Source organism: Pseudomonas sp. B26(2017), assembly GCF_002113045.1.
Classification (GTDB): Bacteria; Pseudomonadota; Gammaproteobacteria; order Pseudomonadales; family Pseudomonadaceae; genus Aquipseudomonas.
In genome coordinates, this window is sequence record NZ_NEJJ01000007.1 from 158772 (window position 1) to 172464 (window position 13693).

General features: G+C 57.9%; 15 protein-coding genes. 7 read left to right on the forward strand and 8 right to left on the reverse strand.

What is annotated here, in order from left to right:
- Positions 1 to 26: 26 nt before the first annotated feature.
- Positions 27 to 806 (reverse strand): EAL domain-containing protein, encoded by a 780-nt coding sequence (locus CAF79_RS12440; RefSeq protein WP_085698007.1) that lies wholly within the window; start codon positions 804 to 806, stop codon positions 27 to 29.
- Between the two features lie 116 nt (positions 807 to 922).
- On the opposite strand from CAF79_RS12440, the gene CAF79_RS12445 reads away from it, so the two are divergent.
- Complete coding sequence (locus CAF79_RS12445; RefSeq protein ID WP_085698008.1) at positions 923 to 1330, forward strand: RNA-binding S4 domain-containing protein; 408 nt, start codon at positions 923 to 925, stop codon at positions 1328 to 1330.
- A 65-nt stretch (positions 1331 to 1395) separates the two neighbouring features.
- Here CAF79_RS12445 and CAF79_RS12450 read toward each other — a convergent pair whose 3' ends face one another.
- A complete protein-coding gene (locus tag CAF79_RS12450; protein ID WP_085698009.1) occupies positions 1396 to 2196 on the reverse strand; it encodes a phosphatase PAP2 family protein in 801 nt (266 codons plus the stop codon).
- A gap of 104 nt (positions 2197 to 2300) precedes the next feature.
- Here CAF79_RS12450 and hslO point away from each other — a divergent pair, with 104 nt between their 5' ends.
- Both hslO and CAF79_RS12460 read left to right on the forward strand, forming a co-directional pair.
- The gene (gene hslO / locus CAF79_RS12455) at positions 2301 to 3203 is read left to right on the forward strand and encodes an Hsp33 family molecular chaperone HslO (protein ID WP_085698010.1); all 903 of its coding nucleotides are present in this window, start codon (positions 2301 to 2303) and stop codon (positions 3201 to 3203) included.
- A gap of 181 nt (positions 3204 to 3384) precedes the next feature.
- Entirely contained in the window at positions 3385 to 4926 is a 1542-nt protein-coding gene (locus CAF79_RS12460; protein WP_085698011.1) for a phosphoenolpyruvate carboxykinase, read from the forward strand.
- A gap of 172 nt (positions 4927 to 5098) precedes the next feature.
- Here CAF79_RS12460 and CAF79_RS12465 read toward each other — a convergent pair whose 3' ends face one another.
- The 5 genes from CAF79_RS12465 to CAF79_RS12485 all read right to left on the reverse strand — a co-directional run bounded on the left by CAF79_RS12465 (position 5099) and on the right by CAF79_RS12485 (position 8125).
- The gene (locus CAF79_RS12465; RefSeq protein WP_085698012.1) at positions 5099 to 5371 is read right to left on the reverse strand and encodes a type II toxin-antitoxin system RelE/ParE family toxin; all 273 of its coding nucleotides are present in this window, start codon (positions 5369 to 5371) and stop codon (positions 5099 to 5101) included.
- Positions 5371 to 5814, reverse strand: a complete 444-nt coding sequence (locus CAF79_RS12470) for a hypothetical protein (protein WP_085698013.1) — start codon at positions 5812 to 5814, stop codon at positions 5371 to 5373. The genes CAF79_RS12465 and CAF79_RS12470 overlap by 1 nt, the downstream gene beginning before the upstream one ends.
- 156 nt (positions 5815 to 5970) lie before the next feature.
- On the reverse strand, positions 5971 to 6270 hold the full coding sequence (locus tag CAF79_RS12475; RefSeq protein ID WP_085698014.1) for a hypothetical protein: 300 nt from the start codon (positions 6268 to 6270) through the stop codon (positions 5971 to 5973).
- Positions 6271 to 6613: 343 nt separating this feature from the next.
- Positions 6614 to 7741 (reverse strand): hypothetical protein, encoded by a 1128-nt coding sequence (locus CAF79_RS12480; RefSeq protein WP_085698015.1) that lies wholly within the window; start codon positions 7739 to 7741, stop codon positions 6614 to 6616.
- Positions 7742 to 7843: 102 nt separating this feature from the next.
- Positions 7844 to 8125, reverse strand: a complete 282-nt coding sequence (locus CAF79_RS12485; protein WP_085698016.1) for a hypothetical protein — start codon at positions 8123 to 8125, stop codon at positions 7844 to 7846.
- Positions 8126 to 8429: 304 nt separating this feature from the next.
- Between CAF79_RS12485 and CAF79_RS12490 the strand changes: the two genes are divergently transcribed.
- From CAF79_RS12490 to CAF79_RS12505, 4 genes are all read left to right on the forward strand, one after another.
- On the forward strand, positions 8430 to 8933 hold the full coding sequence (locus CAF79_RS12490) for a polysaccharide deacetylase (protein WP_085698017.1): 504 nt from the start codon (positions 8430 to 8432) through the stop codon (positions 8931 to 8933).
- Positions 8934 to 9304: 371 nt separating this feature from the next.
- Positions 9305 to 11233: an ATP-dependent DNA helicase RecQ gene (locus CAF79_RS12495; protein WP_085698018.1), complete on the forward strand. Its 1929-nt coding sequence runs from the start codon at positions 9305 to 9307 to the stop codon at positions 11231 to 11233.
- Positions 11234 to 11342: 109 nt separating this feature from the next.
- Positions 11343 to 12566 (forward strand): 3-hydroxyacyl-CoA dehydrogenase, encoded by a 1224-nt coding sequence (locus tag CAF79_RS12500; RefSeq protein WP_085698019.1) that lies wholly within the window; start codon positions 11343 to 11345, stop codon positions 12564 to 12566.
- Between the two features lie 31 nt (positions 12567 to 12597).
- Positions 12598 to 13029, forward strand: a complete 432-nt coding sequence (locus CAF79_RS12505; RefSeq protein WP_085698020.1) for a thioesterase family protein — start codon at positions 12598 to 12600, stop codon at positions 13027 to 13029.
- A gap of 64 nt (positions 13030 to 13093) precedes the next feature.
- Here the strand turns inward: CAF79_RS12505 and CAF79_RS12510 are convergent, their stop codons facing one another.
- On the reverse strand, positions 13094 to 13573 hold the full coding sequence (locus CAF79_RS12510; RefSeq protein ID WP_085698021.1) for a YMGG-like glycine zipper-containing protein: 480 nt from the start codon (positions 13571 to 13573) through the stop codon (positions 13094 to 13096).
- Positions 13574 to 13693 lie beyond the last annotated feature (120 nt).

Sequence of the window (13693 nt, forward strand, 5' to 3'; positions counted from 1 at the left end):
ATGTCTTCAAAGGAAAAAACCAACGATTAACGCGTCCACGCTTCAGGGGACACCTGGGCCAACGCTTTGAATGCGGGCCTGGCGAACCAGAAACCCTGCATCAGAAATATTCCGCAGTCCGCCAGGAAATCCCGTTCCCCCGCACTCTCTATGCCTTCGGCGATGACTGTAACGTTCAACTCCGCACAGATTGTGACAATCCCCCGAACGATAGCCTGACGAACACGGTCATGGTCGATATCGCGGATCAGCGACATGTCGAGTTTGATCAGATCCGGTTGGAAATCGGCCAGCAGATTGAGCCCCGAATAACCGGCACCGAAATCGTCGATGGCCGTCTTGAAGCCGAATTCGCGGTATTCACGCAGAATATTGGTCAAATGGCGATAGTTATCTACGTGCTCGCTTTCCAGGGTTTCGAAAATCAGCCGGTCGATCGGGAAATTGTGTTTCCTGGCAGCCTCCAGGGTGCTGCGAATGCATAACTCTGGACGATAGACGGCGTTGGGCATGAAGTTGATCGACAAGTGTGTCTGCATATTTAGTTCGGCTGCGCCTTCGATGGCGCGAGTCCGGCAGAGCTGGTCGAAACGGTAGCGATTATCTTCCGTAACCTGATCCAGCACGGTTAAAGCGCCTTCACCGGCCACACCACGAACCAGTGCCTCGTAGGCGTACACCGACTCGTCACGCAGATCCACGATGGGCTGATAGGCGAAGGAAAAATCGAAGCCCAGCGGTGCGCTTTGCTGGCAACCCGCGCACCCGGATTTGGGTGAGGTCAATGAAGACGGAAATTTGGTCACTCGATCACTCCATGCCGTTGAACCGGCGAAGATCACAGTTTATCTGGAGGGCCGGATTCTTGCGCCCGACAGAATCGGTAGTACAGTTCCGACTACTGGCTGAACGAGGAATTCATATGGCGCAAAAACAGGAAGAGGACGACAAGGTCCGTCTCGACAAGTGGCTGTGGGCTGCGCGTTTTTTCAAGACTCGCGCGTTGGCCAAGGCTGCCATCGAGAGCGGCAAAGTGCATTGTCGGGGAGAGCGCTGCAAACCTGGCAAAGAACCACGCATTGGTGATGAGTTCGAGATTCGTACCGGCTTCGACGAGAAGACCGTGGTGGTTCAGGCCTTGTCGATCGTGCGTCGCGGCGCACCTGAGGCGCAGACGCTGTATGCCGAGACCGAGGCGAGTATTGCCAAACGTGAATCGGCTGCTGCGATGCGCAAGGCCGGCGCCCTGGGCGTGACCACTGACGGTAAACCGAGCAAGAAGCAGCGTCGGGATCTGTTTAGATTTCGTGGGAACAGTAGCGGCGAATAAAAAAACGCAGCCTGCCGGACTGGGTTCAAGACCCGCCGGCGGCTGCGTTTTTGTCAGCCATTTGATTACTGCGCGGACACCACACTCATCCGCGAAATCACCGGCAGTTTGCCCAGCAGCCGGAAAACCGGCGACGTGACCTTCAACCAGAAGTTCGCCGCGTGATAAGCAAATGGTGTGTAGTAACCCCAGCCCAGTGCCCACACCGCCAGCAGCATGCCGCCGATGTAATCGTCCTGGCCCCAATGGGCACCGGCGACCAGACGCGGCAGCATGAACAGCAGCGCCAGGCCCCAGATCACTGCGAACTGGCCGACCGTGCGGCTGAACACGCCCATGAACAGCGCCCAGATCAGCAACACCGAAGCGTGGTCACCGGGGAAGCTCTGGCTCGAGCGATCCTTCAGTTCCCATGTCTTCTCCAGATGCGGGAAGTAATCGCTGATATGCACCGCGCCTTCGAGCACCATCGACGGGCTGCTGTGTTGCCAGTCCATGTGATCGGCGAACTTGGAAAACAGCGCGCGGATCACCACCATCAACAGCAGGATCGAGAAAAATCCGAAAAAGGCGCGACGCACGTCAATCGCCCTGAACACCCAGTCGCCCTTGATCAGCAGCATCAGCAGAATCAGGCCGACGACGATGTCGAACGGTCGCAGACTTGCAATTGCCCAGATGTGGAGCCATATGGGGTTGCTGGCCAGCGGTGCGTTGAGTGAGCGGAACAGCCACTCGTCGAAAATCACACACAGCATCTGACCCGTAGGCCATAACCAGAAAGCCAACAGTGCCAATGGCACGATGTTGCACAGAACCAGCCGGCCGAGGTTCCACCTTGATTGGAACAAACCCGGATTGTTCATAAAATGCCTCCCGTGGCTGAACATCGGCATCAAGAAGGATGCCAGAAGCGCGGAATTTTCATCCTTTGTAACCATTTTGTCATCACATTCAGATACCCAGACCTATGACCGATTTCCTCGATACCGATTACACCCAACGCTTCATCTTCGATGACAGCGACACTCGCGGCGAACTGGTGTCGCTGGAGCGCAGCTATGCCGAAGTGCTCGCCAAGCACCCGTACCCGGAACCGGTTGCGCAATTGCTGGGCGAACTGATGGCTGCCGCGTCGTTGCTGGTGGGCACCCTGAAATTCGATGGCTTGCTGATTCTTCAGGCCCGTTCCGAAGGCCCGATCCCGCTGCTGATGATCGAGTGCTCCAGTGAGCGCGAAATCCGTGGCCTGGCGCGCTATCACGCCGATCAGATTTCGGCCGACGCCACCCTCGGCGAACTGATGCCCAACGGTGTGCTGGCCTTGACCGTCGACCCGATCGTCGGCCAGCGCTATCAGGGCATCGTCGACCTCGACGGCGAAACCCTGTCCGACTGCTTCACCAACTATTTCGTCATGTCCCAGCAGGTTGGCACCCGCTTCAAGCTGTGCGCCGATGGTCGTCGTGCCCGTGGTCTGCTGCTGCAGCAACTGCCGGCCGATCGCCTGAAAGACGAAGAAGAACGCGCCGCCAGCTGGCAGCACATCACCGCGTTGGGCAACACCCTGACCGCTGATGAACTGTTGAGCCTGGACAACGAAACGATTCTGCATCGCCTCTACCATGAAGAGCAGGTTCGTCTGTTCGATGTGCAGAAATTGCGCTTCCACTGCAGCTGCTCCCGCGAGCGTTCGGGCAATGCACTGGTCAGCCTGGGTCTGGAAGATGCACAGGCACTTGTTGCCGAGCAAGGTGGACAAGTCGAGATCGATTGCCAGTTCTGCAACCAGCGCTACCTGTTCGATGCGGCAGATATCGCTCAATTGTTCGCTGGCGCGGGCGTCGAGACGCCGTCAGAGACCCGGCACTAAAACGGTTCAGCGCAGGTAAATTCACTGCTCAACGACGGAATAACGCCGTTACGACGGGAGGGCCCTACTCTTTTTGGGCTTTTCTGGCATAATCCGGCCCACTTTTTTCGCGGTAGTAGTGCACGACTTTCTACTACAAAACGTTTGGAGCACACTCGGCCACTGGCCGACGGGGAACCTCATGACGCAAGCCAATAACGCCGTGTACACCGATCTGAGTGTTGATGATCTGGTAAAAGAAGCCCTGAACCGCGGTGAAGGCGAGCTTGCCGATACCGGCGCTCTGGTTGTTCGCACCGGTCACCGCACCGGCCGTTCGCCAGTCGACCGTTTCATCGTTGAAGAGCCTTCCACCCAGGCTGCCATTGCCTGGGGCCCGATCAACCGCAAGTTCCCGGCCGACAAGTTCGACGCGCTGTGGGCTCGTGTTGAAGCATTCAACAACGCGCAAGAGCATTTCGTTTCCCACGTGCATGTAGGCGCGGCCGAAGATCACTACCTGGCCGTGAAGATGACCACCCAGACTGCCTGGCAGAACCTGTTCGGTCGTTGCCTGTTCATCAACCCGGCTCAGTACAACCCGGCCGGTCGCGAAGAGTGGCAAGTGCTGAACGTTGCCAACTTCGAGTGCGTACCAGAGCGTGACGGCACCAACTCCGACGGTTGCGTGATCATCAACTTCGCCCAGAAGAAAGTGCTGATCGCCGGCATGCGTTACGCCGGTGAAATGAAGAAAGCCATGTTCTCCGTGCAGAACTTCCTGCTGCCGGCCGCTGACGTGCTGCCAATGCACTGCGCTGCCAATATCGGCGAAGAAGGCGACGTGACCCTGTTCTTCGGTCTGTCGGGCACCGGCAAGACCACCCTGTCCGCCGACGAAAGCCGTTATCTGATCGGTGACGACGAACACGGCTGGGGCGAAGGCGTTGTCTTCAACATCGAAGGCGGCTGCTACGCCAAGTGCATCGACTTGTCCGAGAAGAACGAGCCGGTCATCTGGAAAGCCATCAAGCACGGCGCGGTGCTGGAAAACGTCGTGATCGACGACGCCAAGCACGCCGACTACGCCGATGTCAGCCTGACCCAGAACAGCCGCGCGGCCTACCCGCTGGAGCACGTTGCCAAGCGTTCCGCGAAGAACCTGGGCGGTGAGCCAAACGCTGTAATCTTCCTGACCTGCGACCTGACCGGCGTCCTGCCACCCGTGTCGATCCTCAACGAAGAACAAGCGGCCTATCACTTCCTGTCCGGCTACACCGCACTGGTGGGCTCGACTGAAATGGGCTCGGGCAGCGGCATCAAGTCGACCTTCTCCACCTGCTTCGGCGCACCGTTCTTCCCGCGTCCGGCCGGCGAATACGCTGAACTGCTGATCAAACGCATCCGCGGCTTCGGCTCCAAGGTCTACCTGGTCAACACCGGCTGGACCGGCGGCGGCTACGGCGTCGGCAAGCGCTTCAACATCCCGACCACCCGCGCGGTGATCGCAGCGATCCAGAGCGGCGCGCTGATCGGTGCAGCCACCGAGCACCTGGACACCATCAACCTGGACGTGCCACTGGCTGTACCGGGCGTCGAAACCAACCTGCTCAACCCGCGCAACACCTGGGCTGACAAGGCTGCGTACGACGAAGCTGCCAAAGCACTGGCCGGTCTGTTCGTCGAAAACTTCAAGAAGTTCGAAGTGAGCGACGCGATCAAGGCTGCCGGGCCTAAGTTGTAAGACTGGGTTTTGGTGAATGAAAAAGCCGCCTCTTGAGGGCGGCTTTTTTGTGGGTGATTGGTTAGACATCGTTGTCAGATCAGCTGCCATTATTCCCGCAGAGTCCGCGCTGAACAGCCAGAATAATGCTACTTAAGGGGCCGCGAACTCCTAAGCATTTTTTCTCCAGTCATCATGGCCATTGCCTTCTGGTATGCAGCACTCGCAGCACTTCCACAGCATCAAATTTGATTGCGTAGATGATGATGTAGTTTGGGGTGACGACGATTTCGCGGGTGCCTTCCGCGATACCTTTTCGGTATATGGCTGGGTGCTTGCGAGCGCTTTCTCCTTTCAGTTCGAAAACCTCATCGAGCTCAATCGCTGCAACGGGATTTTCCTGTCCGATACGCTCCATGATGTTGTCTCGGTCATCCAGCGCCTCTTGGCGCCAGACCAACCTCATCAACGTACTCGCTGACGCAAGGCATCCCGCTTGGCGGCAAATAATTTGCGAGCGTCTTCATCGCTGACGCTGGGTCTTGTGTCATCAATGCTGATTTGTACCTGTTGTTTGACCCATTCTTCATATGCAGCGGCTTCATGAGCTTGCTTCATCGCTTCGGCGCGATCAGGGCGAGCATAGGTTTTTATTTGAAGAGGATCATAACTGGAGGCGTCCACATCGAAGTGATTGATACCCACTCCTTGCAGGTAGGTCACCAGTGTTTCGAACCGCTTAAACAGCCGCACCTGGCCACTGCGTTGCGCCGCCAGTGAATACTCTTTGCTTCCTTGCTGAACTTGAATCGACCAGCCACCGGGCTTGGCGACGATATGTGCGCTACTGATCGAACCGCTCTCAAACAGTCGCGTGAGAGTGCTGTGATCAATGGTTTCAATGGTCATGAAAGCAAGCCCTTGGTTGAACAATGGCTCCCATCGTACGCAATCAATAATAGTTTGCAAAATTCAGGTCCTTAAGTTTTGCGCCGGAAATGTCAGCGTCAGTGTTCGAGATGGAGACAGACAGTTCTAGCCATGAACACGCCTGCCCGAAGTTCGTCAGGCCGGGGCTTTCCAGCTGAGCACTTTCTGCTGGGCGACTTGCAGCAGGTCACAGCCGTCTTTGGTCAGCAGGTAGAGCGCGTGGGTGATGTGCGGGATGTCTTCAACGTCGGCATGTTTGAAGCAGAGGCAGTAGAGGGTTTGCAGCAGGTCGCTTGAGGCGCGCAGGCGCTGGACGGCACATTCGAGGATGTCTTGCGGGTTGGCTTCGGTGTCGATGATGAGGGGCTTGGTGTCGGTGAGGTTGGAGTCGAGTGGGCGGTAGCGATTGGAGTGGAGCTCGTTCCATGATTTCATTTTTACTATCTCTGTAGGCATCAATGAACCGCTGCTACCGTGACCAAGCGGTGGAGGCGGACTGTGTTCAAGTTGGTCAAACCGGCAGAGATAACCCGGTACGCCGAAGCGTCCCAAACACAGCCCGCCATAAAGCGTGCCGACAGAAAGAGGTCGGCAGCATACAAGGGCATGCATCAGTTATCTCTGTTTTTCAGGTGACCAAACCTGAATCGCTGAATTGTCAGCGACAGTCACAACTATAGGTTTCGGCCCACTGGCGCCGATAGAAGACAAGGCGCCGCTGCGTGTAGGAACGGGATGCAGATTCGTGCAGCCCGTTCCTACGGATCAATCACGGTTTTCAACGAATCGATCGATACGCCTCAATATCCAGCACACTCGTGGTCAGCCCGGTCGCCGGGGTATAGATCGTGCCTTTCACCGTCGAGAACGGAACGCCTTTGCTGCCCAGCGAAACGTAGCGCTCGCCTTGATCCAGCTCGGTGAACCAGGTGTAGGAACACTTCTCCATGGCCTTGTATTTCGCTGCCGCGTTGACGATGGCGGCGGTGTGGTTGCGAAGGGCGGCATCGGTGAGGTTGAGGTTTTTGTCGAGTACGGTGCCCCAGCGTTTCAGGCAGACCTCGGCAAAGTGGCGCACGATCAGGCCGGGTTCGGCCAGCACTTTTGGACCACTGTTGCCATCGGCGGAGGCGTTGCCCACCAGGGTGGCGTGACGGCCGGGCATCGGGAAGATGCTGGTCTTGGTTCCGGTCGCGGTTTGCGGGATGACGCAACTGAAGCCCTTGGAACGTTCATCCCGAGCGTAGAAACCCACATACTCTTTTACGTTGCTGTTGAGCTTTACCCGATGTTCCTGAAAGTTGCCAATACCTGGCACCGGGTCAATGGCGAAGATATTCACTGGAATGTTTTTCAGTGCACTGTCCTTGAACATGACATTGGCCAGCATGTGACAACTGATACCCCCGCGACTCCAGCCCACCAGATTGACTTTTGTTGGAATAACACCGCCCTTTCGAAAGGTTTTAATAATCTGCTCCTGTAACTTCTGTTGCGTGACGCTGCGATCGCCATAGTTGTATTTGCGCCACAGCCACGAACCTTCGACCTTTACATCTTCAATCGGGATGCCGGCGGCTTTGAGGCGGTTATATTCCGCTTCGGTCAGTTGCTCGCGCTGCCAGTCACATTGGCCCTTGATGATGTTTACCGCGTGTTGGACGTTCTCCTCCCAGCCCTTGCCGAACAAGGTTCCGCTGAGACCGTAGTCCTTGGATTTGGTGAACAGATCATCAGCTTGCAGGTTGCTGGTACCGGGGCCATCGACGACGATCCATTCGGCGAACTCGCGCCCCGTGTGATGAGACGCAAGTGTGGAGACCAATTCTCCATTCCAATAGTTTTCGTGAGTATCATCAAACTTTGTCGAACCTGTACCGCAAAAGAAAATAGTCAGCGTAGTCATGTTATTGCTCTTGGTTGATGTAAGAGCGAACAGGCTAGTTCTGAACTTTGCTGTAAGGGAAGTGGTGGGTTGTTGCGAACTTTGTAAGTTTGTCCGCGAGCGCTAATTATTTAATCGTTGCCTGGCAACTTCCAATAAGTCGCAGCCGTCCTGCGTCAATAAATAAAGCGCATTGACGATGTTGGGGATGTCTTTTACATCGGCCTGTTTGAAACACAAGCAGTAAAGAGTTTCCAGAAGATCGCTGGCGGCGCGCAACCGAAGATCGGCGGCATCGAGTAAATCAACCGGTGTTGCTTCGGTGTCGATGACCATTACCGGGTTGTTGCCGTCGCAGCTCTTGAGAGGGCGAAAACGATTATTCAGCGGTGTGGAAATGTTCATGTTTGAGGCGTGTCCTTTTCGAAGTCGCTTCGGCGGGCCGACACAGAGTTTTCAGTCGCGCCGGCCACTATAGAAGGGCTCCTTCGAATGGGACAAGACAGCCACAATGGACAGAATTCGTAGGGGTTTTTCCGGGGTTCGGGCATTTTCCCTACGCAGTTTTACGGCTTTTTCACAGCCAAACCCTGAGTGGAGAGATTTCCTACGTGTTTAGCGGGCGATTCCCGTTAAACATCTGTATGGTGCGCGCCAGAATCCGTGGGGCGTTTCCGGACGTCCGACCCAGACTTAAAGGGAATTAGGTATGCAGTGGCTAAGAATGGCCTCGATCATTTTGCTTTGGGCCAGTGGATGTCGTTTGGCGTTGGCCTCCGAGGCGGGCAACGGACTGGGGCTCGCGCACGTGGAGCGCACGGACTGGCCGGACGCACTCACGACCCAGGCCGCCATCGACACGGCTTCCCGTGCCGAAGTGTTGATGTTCGGCAAGGCACTGCTGGCCTGCGAAGGCCTGGATGAATCCGCACTCAAACAACGCCTGGGTGTGCCGCATGCGCAGCTCAAGTCAATCCGTCAGGTGCGTGAGGGTTTATGGGATCGTCTGCTCGCCACCTATCGCAACGCCAGTCAGAGCTGCGACGAGCAAGCGTTCTGCCCACGGGTGCGCAGTGTTGCCGACCTGCGTCAGCTGGCGGCGGCATTCACCGGTGATATCAGCCCGGCCCATGCACTGTGGGCCAGCAAAAGCCTGGGCGTGCATGAGCAGCTGTTGAACGAGCAATTGCGAGTGGCGGTGTTGCAGCCGTAGAGTCTGCTAAGCCGTTGGCGTGGGGCTCGCCGCCACCACGCTGGCGAGTGGCGGAAGCTCGCCGGGAAAGGGCAGGCACCCGCCCAGTAACAGGCTCTGGACAAGAAGGGCGAAGAGCAATTTCAAACGGTTCGACATATTCATTCCTTGGCGAGTCTCTAGATGTATCGGCCGTCCTGGCGCGATGAATGTCGGACGTTACTCTCGCCACGGCGATGCAGGCGAGGAACAAGGTGTTTCGTTTGTTTCTAGCCGTGACTCGGCATTTCACGCTGTATCATCCCGTATCGATTTGACCCCCGACCTTTCTCGACGCGCTGCGATCGCCCGCTAGGCTGTTGGCATCACAGCGGTCAACGGAGTGACAGCGAATGCACAACACCCTGGAACAGGTTTTCGGTTATCCACAGTTTCGTCCCGGTCAAGAAGCGGCAATCAGCGCCGTTCTCGCCGGGCGCTCGGCGGCTGCGATCTTTCCCACCGGCTCCGGCAAGTCCCTTTGTTATCAGGTGCCGGCAATCCTGCTGCCACACCTGACGCTGGTGGTCTCGCCGCTGCTGGCGTTGATGCAGGATCAGCTGGAGTTCTTGCGTCGGCACGGGATTTCGGCAGGCAGCATCGATTCGGCGCAGAGCCGCGAAGACGCCAACGATGTGATGGCTCGCGCCCGTTCCGGTGAACTGAAGATCCTGATGATTTCCGTGGAGCGTTTGAAGAACGAGCGCTTTCGCAACTTTTTGCAGCAGGTGCCGATCTCGCTGCTGGTGGTGGACGAGGCGCACTGCATCTCCGAGTGGGGCCATAATTTCCGCCCCGACTACCTCAAGCTGCCGGACTACCAGCGACAGTTCAACATCCCGCAAACCTTGCTGCTGACAGCCACGGCAACACCAAAAGTCATCGCCGACATGCAGGCGAAATTCGCCATCGCAGCAGAAGATGTGGTGACCACCGGTTTCTATCGGCCCAACCTCAATCTGCTGGTCGAGCCGGTGCGTGGACAGGACAAGCGCCGCCGGCTGGTGGAGTGGATGAGCGAGCGTGCGGGTCAGCCGAGCATCGTCTACGTCACCCTGCAGAAAACCGCCGAACAGATTGCCGAACATCTTGAGCGCAATGGCATTCAGGCCGAGGCTTATCACGCCGGTTTGCCCCATGAGCAACGGGACGCGATCCAGAAGCACTTCATGAGCGGGCAGTCCAATTGCATCGTCGCCACCATTGCCTTCGGCATGGGTATCGACAAGAGCGACATCCGCAATGTGGTGCATTTCGACCTGCCCAAATCCATCGAAAACTACAGCCAGGAAATCGGTCGCGCCGGGCGTGACGGGCAGCCGTCCGATTGCCTGGTGCTGGCCAACCGCGACAGCCTCAACGTGCTGGAAAACTTTGTGTATGGCGACACGCCGGAACAGGATGGCATTCGCCATGTGTTGGACGAGTTGCAGGCCGCCGCAGCCGAAGGCCAATGGGAGTTTCTGCTCGGGCCGTTGGCGGATCAGAGCAACATTCGTTCGTTGCCTTTGAAGACGTTGCTGGTGCAGCTGGAACTGCGAGGGCTGATTGCCCCGCGCTACGCGTACTACGCCGAATACCGTTTCAAGTACTTGCTGGAGCCCGAAGCGCTGCTTGAGCGTTTCGAGGGCGAGCGCAGGGATTTCGTTGCCGCGATCATCCAGACCTCAAGCCGCGCGCGTACTTGGGCCACGGTGAATTTCGAGGCGATGTACGAGCAGTATTCGGCCGAGCGCAATCGGGTGGTGAAGGCACTGGATTATTTCCAGGAAAAGGGCTGGGTCGAGCTTGAGAGCAAGCAGATGACCGAGGTCTACAACGTCCTGCGCGGCGATTTCGACAGCCAGGCCTTGAGCGCTGAACTGCACGACTATTTCACCCGCCATGAGCAAACCGAAGTGGCGCGGATTCACGCCATGCTCGAGCTGTTCGCCACCGAGCGATGCCTTGGTTATCGGCTGGCCGAATATTTCGGCGATCACGATGCGCCGCAGCAGTGCGGGCATTGTTCGGTGTGTCACGGGCAAGTCGCCCGGCTGCCGACACCTCCGGAATTGCCGGTGCTTGTGGATAAAAATTTCGCGGCGTTGTGTGGCGATTTTATCCACAGGCATCAGCAGCACGCTGTCAGTGCTCCGTCGGCGGAGCAGGTTACCCGGTTCCTGTGCGGCATCAGCGTGCCGTTGTTTACCAAGCTCAAGGCGCGGGCCATTTCCGGGTTTGCGGCGCTGGAGGAATATCCCTACGCCGAGGTGAGGGCCTGGGCTCAGGCGCATCTCTGAGCTCTCGAATCCATCTGCTGAATGTCGATCATCACGGCCATGAACTTCAAAAATGCCCGGTAGCTGACTATGGTGATGGCTGTCTTCGGATCGCCAACAAGAGAACAACATGAGCCAGACATCCTTCGCTATTCAGCAGGCCGCCGTGATCGGCGCCGGCACCATGGGCCGCGGCATTGTCATGTGCCTGGCCAACGCCGGCGTGTCAGTGCAGTGGGTCGATAACAATCCACAGATGCTCAAGCAGGCGCTGGCCACCGTGGCCGACACCTATGCGCACAACGTGCGACAGGGGCGAATTGAACAGGCCGATGCCGATGCCCGGATCGCCCGTATCAGCGCGGCGGCGGACTATGTGGCGATCCGCAACGTCGATCTGGTGATCGAAGCGGTGTACGAAAACCTTGAACTCAAGCAGAAGATCTTCCGCGAGCTCGATGGCGTGCTGAAGCCCGAGGCGCTGCTGGCGAGCAATACCTCGGCGCTGGACATCGACGCCATCGCCGCCGCGACACGGCGTCCGACTCAAGTGCTGGGCCTGCATTTCTTCAGCCCGGCGCACATCATGAAATTGCTGGAAATAGTCCGTGGCGCGCAGACCTCGCCAGCGGTGCTTGAAACCGCGCTTGAGCTGGGCAAGCGCATGGGCAAGGTCAGTGTGGTGTCGGGCAACTGCCACGGATTCATCGGCAACCGCATGCTGCATCCGTATGTGCTCGAAGCGCGCAAGATGTTGCTCGAAGGGGCATACCCGCAGCAGGTCGATGCGGCATTGCAGAGTTTCGGTTTCGCCATGGGGCCGTTTCGCATGTACGACGTGGTCGGCATCGATCTTGAGTGGCGCGCTCGCGAGCTTGCCGGCAAGGGGCAGGACGCGCCCGAGGTTCAGGTGGATAACCGCTTGTGCGAACGGGGCCGGTTCGGTCAGAAGTCTGGCAATGGTTATTACCACTACGAGCCCGGCAGTCGTCAGGCCGAACATGATCCCGAGGTCGATGCGCTGGTGTTGAGTGTCAGCGAAGGTTTGGGGTTTCATCGCCGGGATATCGGCTCGGAGGAGATCCTGGAGCGGTGCCTGTTGGCGTTGGTCAACGAGGGCGCAAAGATCCTGCAGGAAGGGATTGCCGAGTCGGCGCATGACATCGATCAGGTCTATCTGAATGGCTACGGCTTCCCGGTAGAGCGAGGCGGGCCGATGGCCTGGGCGGACGATCAGGGGCTGGTCGACATTCACAAGCGATTGCTGGCGCTGGAGACCCGGCAGGGCGATCACTGGCGGCCGGCGTCATTGATTGGCGAGCTGGCGGCGCGAGGCAAGGGTTTTTACCTTTAGACTGGGCAAATCACTCCAGGAATCGACACTCATGTCCAACCCGATGCCGCAACGCAGCGACTACCCGCACTTCCAGCCGATCACCACGCGCTGGCATGACAACGACGCCTATGGCCACGTCAACAACGTCACCTATTACAGCTTCTTCGACACGGCGGTGAACACCTACCTGATCCAGGTCGGAGGGTTGGATATCCATGACGGCGAGGTGGTGGGGTTTGTGGTGAGTTCGTCCTGCGACTACTTCGCGTCGATTGCTTTCCCGGATCGAATCGAAATCGGTCTGCGGGTCGGCAAGCTGGGCAACAGTTCGGTGCAATACGAACTGGCGGTGTTCAAGGAAGGAGAGGTGGAAGCCTGTGCGGCCGGACGTTTCGTGCATGTATTCGTCGACCGGGCATCCAATCGGCCGGTGGCGATTCCAGCCCGATTGCGCCAAGCGATGGAACGCCTGGCGGTGTGACAGGCAAAAAAAATCGCAGCCCGGGGGAGCTGCGATCTGGCTGTTACGGCAACGAGGTCAAACCTCAGTCGCGGTAGTAGCGGTGGTGCTTGCGATGACCATAGGCATGACCACGACCTGGATGACGGTCGCGGTAATAGCGACGATCATCATGGCGACGATCGTAACGGCGATCATCGTCGTCACTCTTGTTGCCCATGTAGTTGCCCAGCGCGCCACCGGCGCCGCCGCCGGCTGCTGCGCCGATCAGGCTGCCGGTGGTGCCGCCCATGCTGCGGCCGACCACGTTGCCGCCGGCTGCGCCCAGCGCACCACCGATGGCTGCTTCGCCACGGCTGCGCTTGTCGGCGCCGACCGCACTACCACCCGCGCCGCCCAGGGCTGCGCCAATGGTTGAACCTGTACTGCCGCCTAACGACTGACCGACGACCGAGCCAAGAACCCCGCCCAATGCGCCGCCCACACCTGCTTCGGTGGTGCCTCCGGCAGAAGCGAAGCCACTGACCAGGCCAAGGGACAACAAGAGAATCGAGGAGAACTTCATAGAGGAGCCTCAAAGGGATGACGGCGCGATCCTGAGGCTCTGGAATGGGCGTGACAATCGAAATCCGACGAATAACACGACTTGTATACAATTCTGCAACTTACTGATTTTTGGGCGGAA

What these genes read in the sequence shown, in the direction of transcription:
- CAF79_RS12445 (WP_085698008.1), top strand. Translation starts at nt 923, where the DNA reads ATGGCGCAAAAACAGGAAGAGGACGACAAGGTCCGTCTCGACAAGTGG.
- CAF79_RS12450 (WP_085698009.1), bottom strand. Translation starts at nt 2,196, where the DNA reads ATGAACAATCCGGGTTTGTTCCAATCAAGGTGGAACCTCGGCCGGCTG.
- hslO (WP_085698010.1), top strand. Translation starts at nt 2,301, where the DNA reads ATGACCGATTTCCTCGATACCGATTACACCCAACGCTTCATCTTCGAT.
- CAF79_RS12460 (WP_085698011.1), top strand. Translation starts at nt 3,385, where the DNA reads ATGACGCAAGCCAATAACGCCGTGTACACCGATCTGAGTGTTGATGAT.
- CAF79_RS12465 (WP_085698012.1), bottom strand. Translation starts at nt 5,371, where the DNA reads ATGAGGTTGGTCTGGCGCCAAGAGGCGCTGGATGACCGAGACAACATC.
- CAF79_RS12470 (WP_085698013.1), bottom strand. Translation starts at nt 5,814, where the DNA reads ATGACCATTGAAACCATTGATCACAGCACTCTCACGCGACTGTTTGAG.
- CAF79_RS12475 (WP_085698014.1), bottom strand. Translation starts at nt 6,270, where the DNA reads ATGAAATCATGGAACGAGCTCCACTCCAATCGCTACCGCCCACTCGAC.
- CAF79_RS12480 (WP_085698015.1), bottom strand. Translation starts at nt 7,741, where the DNA reads ATGACTACGCTGACTATTTTCTTTTGCGGTACAGGTTCGACAAAGTTT.
- CAF79_RS12485 (WP_085698016.1), bottom strand. Translation starts at nt 8,125, where the DNA reads ATGAACATTTCCACACCGCTGAATAATCGTTTTCGCCCTCTCAAGAGC.
- CAF79_RS12490 (WP_085698017.1), top strand. Translation starts at nt 8,430, where the DNA reads ATGCAGTGGCTAAGAATGGCCTCGATCATTTTGCTTTGGGCCAGTGGA.
- CAF79_RS12495 (WP_085698018.1), top strand. Translation starts at nt 9,305, where the DNA reads ATGCACAACACCCTGGAACAGGTTTTCGGTTATCCACAGTTTCGTCCC.
- CAF79_RS12500 (WP_085698019.1), top strand. Translation starts at nt 11,343, where the DNA reads ATGAGCCAGACATCCTTCGCTATTCAGCAGGCCGCCGTGATCGGCGCC.
- CAF79_RS12505 (WP_085698020.1), top strand. Translation starts at nt 12,598, where the DNA reads ATGTCCAACCCGATGCCGCAACGCAGCGACTACCCGCACTTCCAGCCG.
- CAF79_RS12510 (WP_085698021.1), bottom strand. Translation starts at nt 13,573, where the DNA reads ATGAAGTTCTCCTCGATTCTCTTGTTGTCCCTTGGCCTGGTCAGTGGC.